The 3,247-nt window shown below is 41.2% G+C and carries 1 protein-coding gene; it reads left to right on the top strand.

The genetic code is table 11. From position 1 onward, the window contains the following. Positions 1 to 419 precede the first annotated feature (419 nt). Positions 420 to 2,615 (top strand): FIMAH domain-containing protein, encoded by a 2,196-nt coding sequence (locus tag V7164_RS04945; RefSeq protein ID WP_335346837.1) that lies wholly within the window; start codon positions 420 to 422, stop codon positions 2,613 to 2,615. Positions 2,616 to 3,247 lie beyond the last annotated feature (632 nt).

The raw sequence follows: 3,247 nt of genomic DNA, 5'->3' as shown, positions 1-3,247 counted from the left end.
CACCTATACTGTATAAGATTTTAAACAATACATTTAAAATTTCCTATTATCTAAATCATCTCCCTGTAAATTTAATAATTAGACTAATTGGAAAATATGGGATTTTATACAAACTTTCTAAAATAATTGTTTTAATGCAAGACCTGACGGCTAAGTTGGCATGTTAATTGCTATTAAAGTATATATGGAAAATATCTAAAAAGGTTAAAGAGATTTAGGAAGGAGGGATTTTTATTCATTCTAGTAAAAGTCATGGATTCTTTATATACGTAACATCTAGTAAAATATGAAAAAATTTCAAAAGGAGCAGATTAAAATAGTAAACAATTAACGACTTTTTCAAATTCAAATCTTATTTTGTTTCTCTAAAAAAAATAAAAAGGGTGATAGTTTTGAGAATAAGGAGTAAGGCTTTTATATTGTTTATCACTATCCTGCTCGTGTTGTCCTCTACTACCGTATACGCCAGTGAACCAGGAATGTCTGATTTTCCCAAACCAGTGGATTCCGAATCCTGGACCCTCCCAAGAGAAATGACCTGGAACGAATATCGACCGGTACCAGGGATTGACTGGCGAGATACTGACTTTGAACCTGAAAGAGTAATTAAAGGTGCTGTAATTCTAGTAGATTTTCCGGATCAGGAGTTTATCCTTACTCAGCCTAAAGGCTCAGATCCTGCAGGTAATCCCATAAGCGTTGGAGGAATTCCTAGAGAAGAGCTTGGTGAGTTTTTTGTGAATTATCTAAATACCCCACAACCTTTAAATAACTACCGGACTATCGATGAGTATTGGAGGGAAAACTCTTTCGGTAAGTGGGGCATAGAGCTCGATGCCTTTGGCCCTTATCGAATGGATCATAACGAATTCCAGTACGGACTAAACGAGTTTGGTCAGACTGTGAATATGCCTCCTGGGTACACAGCCAAGAATTTTGGACCGGAGGCGATAAGAAAGGCGCAAGCCGATATAGAGGCCTCTGGAGAAGATTATGACTTCAGTTTCATCATTCATGCAGGTTATGATGAATCGGGTGTATGGGCAAAATTCGGTGAAATGATGTTTGAAAGTCCAGAGACGATTCCCGATGAATTCGGGCCACCTTTTGAAAATATGCCTAACTCGGCAGTAACACGTGTTGTACCTTGGACCTCTTGGCTTGCTGCCAAGTCCCTGTGGGCAAGAGCTAGCATTGGCGGGAAATACGCCATTTTAGGCGAAAATAGTGGGATGGGGACATTCGCCCATGAACTTGGCCACATCCAAGAGCTTCTTGATAACTATAACGATCCTTACGGAGACCCTGTATCCCGAGCCTATTCAGGGCCGTGGGAAGTAATGGCTAACGGTGCTAACAATGGTCCCGGTGGACCACATGAACGATGGAGAATCCCAGCAAGCCTAGGCGCCACGTCACCGTCTCACCATATGTTGCGGAATAAAATTAAACAGGGGTTCCTCTCAAAGGATCAATATATGTCACTTGATCGTGATGAACTTGCCGAAACGGGCCCCGTGTTTACTGACATAGTTGCACGTGCAGTACCGACCGGTGAGAAGTTTGGACGCACTGGTATAAACGGTATCAACATCACTATGGAAGATTTAACCCCCAGAAACTATCTAGAAGATGATTGGCGTGCAGATATGCAGCGAGGTGAGAATTGGTATAATAACTATACCCTTGAGGTAGTTGACCAGGTAGGTTTTGACTCTTTCAATTCCGACTCAGGCGTTTTAATTGCCAAGACAAGGGATGATGAAACGTGGCCAAACATTTGGGTTATTGATTCTCATCCTGAGGATATCAATCTAGAGAATTACAAAAAGGCAGATGGTACAATTAAAATGTTTTCCAAAGGAGACCAGGAACAGCTGGCAGACGCACTGTTTAAGTCTGGAACTGCGCCAGGTGTCGTTAGCGAATATAAAGACGAGCATAACCGACTTCATTTCTATGTCTTAGGTAAAAGCTATGATGATGATGGTGCCCTTTCCTATCGCGTAGCCGTCCGACACATGGATGGATCAGGGCCGCATGAGCGTGGGGTTAATGTGACCACCAAGGGGGTCAGCCCGGCAATTCCTGGGCGCGTTGCACATTATAACTTCAGTGTGACCAACACCGGTGAGGAAACAGACATCATTCGCTTAAATGCCGCGACTGAAGCAGGTTGGGAGCTTATGTTGGAAAATAGCGTTATTGAAGTCGAAGCAGGTAAATCGGTAGATGTTCCGGTATACGTAAAAATTCCTAAGGATGCAAAAGCACCGACAAATTTGACCCTCACAGTGACCTCAGAAACAGACCGTGAGCAGACAGCTACTGAGGTGAATAAATTGCTAAACGATGTAAATGTATCAGGAATGAAGGCACTTGTCGAAGGGTTTGAGAAAGAAGGAGCATTTGCTAACTACGGAGCGGCCCGTTCCTTAGAGGCACATCTTAATTCAGTGAGTCATTTCGAAAAACTAGGTAAAACAGAAAAAGCATTTGAACACATGAACGGATTTACTCAATTGCTAAATCATCAAAAAGACAAAAAGTTAATTTCCGAGAAGGCGTATAATATCCTCAAGTCCTACGCCGATACGTTGGTTGAGAGGTTATAATATCTAAATAGGCTTGGCGAATTTAGAAATACCGGGCAAGACTGCCCGGTTCTTTTTGTGCAAAAAGGGGGACGTGATGCCTTCTTCAGACAAAGATGCCCTCATGTTAACCAAGCGGTCGCCATATAAATGCTACTTTAAGAATGTACAAAGTTGATTGTTTAATAATGTACAGTTTCGACAAATACCCCATAATATNNAGTGAATATTATGCACATAGCAGTAGAGTTCGACACCGATATAGAAATTAACAGTCTGACGGAATTACCAAAATTAAATATGTAAATGGAGAGCTTAAAGATGAAAATCAACAAAAGTAGGTTGGCCAGGGATATGGGAGTGGATCGAAGTCTAAATTTCATCCTTGCATATACATAAAAAATTCTGAATGAATTGGATTAGTTGGAACGCCGTTTGCGGGGAAACTCGCCTGTACGGTGTGATGTGGGGGAAAAGCTGGTGATAACTTCAAAAGCTTACCTATCACTTATAATGAAATGTTTAGAGTCGATTCTCTAACTTGGGGGTCTGCTTTTTCTATGTCTTAAAAAAACTATAACAGACTATAACGTCTTCAGCTGTTTCATATCTTAAAAGTTATTGTATGGATGCTTTATTCCACAATCGGGCCA

It is taken from the genome of Bacillus sp. JJ1474, from assembly GCF_036965225.1.
In the GTDB taxonomy this organism is placed as follows: Bacteria; Bacillota; Bacilli; order Bacillales; family Cytobacillaceae; genus Cytobacillus.
The sequence above is the reverse complement of the archived record's forward strand: the minus strand, read 5'-3'. Positions and strand labels throughout refer to the sequence as shown.